General features: G+C 47.4%; 1 protein-coding gene. It reads left to right on the forward strand.

The window, feature by feature from the left end; all coding sequences use genetic code 11:
* Nucleotides 1-51 precede the first annotated feature (51 nt).
* A partial coding sequence (locus VT06_RS17040; RefSeq protein ID WP_200898018.1) for an efflux RND transporter permease subunit occupies nt 52-627 on the forward strand: 576 nt, incomplete at its 3' end.

Consider the following 627-nt stretch of genomic DNA (forward strand, 5'->3'; position numbering starts at 1 on the left):
AAAAATGTGGGTGGTAATCAAACCGACATGGCCTTTAATGATCGAATTTTCATGAACTATCACATCACTGGGCAATACAAGCTTTCTGAAGTAGAGCGCGATGTAACCGCCATGGAAAGCTACCTATATGCCAACAAAGATCTGTTTGAAATCGAAGATGTGTATAGTTACTACACCCCAGGGTTTGCCGTTTCCACGTTATTATTAAACCCTAACCGTGAGCTTTCAGTAACGGAAATACAGCGCCGCATTCGCGAAAATATGCCGCCACTGCCTCGCAGCAAGCCGGTGTTTGGTTTCCGCGGGGGCGATAATCGCGGTGTACAAGTTACATTGCAGGGTCGTTCTACCCAAGAGTTAGAGCAACTTGCCGAAGAAATCATTCCCATGCTGGGCCGCATTGAAGGCCTTACCGACGTGCAAACCGCTACCGGCAACGCTAAGAATGAGCTACAAATTCGCATTGATCGCGAACAAGCGGAACGGTTTGGCTTAAATCCAAGCATGGTTGCCGAACAAGTTGGTGTGGCATTACGTGGCCGTAATTTACGCTCCTTTCGGCATAATCCAGAAGGTGATATGCGGATACGGGTTACCTTCCCTGAATATTTTAGCCTTTCATTGCCA

It is taken from the genome of Arsukibacterium sp. MJ3 (assembly GCF_000987765.1).
Classification (GTDB): Bacteria; Pseudomonadota; Gammaproteobacteria; order Enterobacterales; family Alteromonadaceae; genus Alishewanella.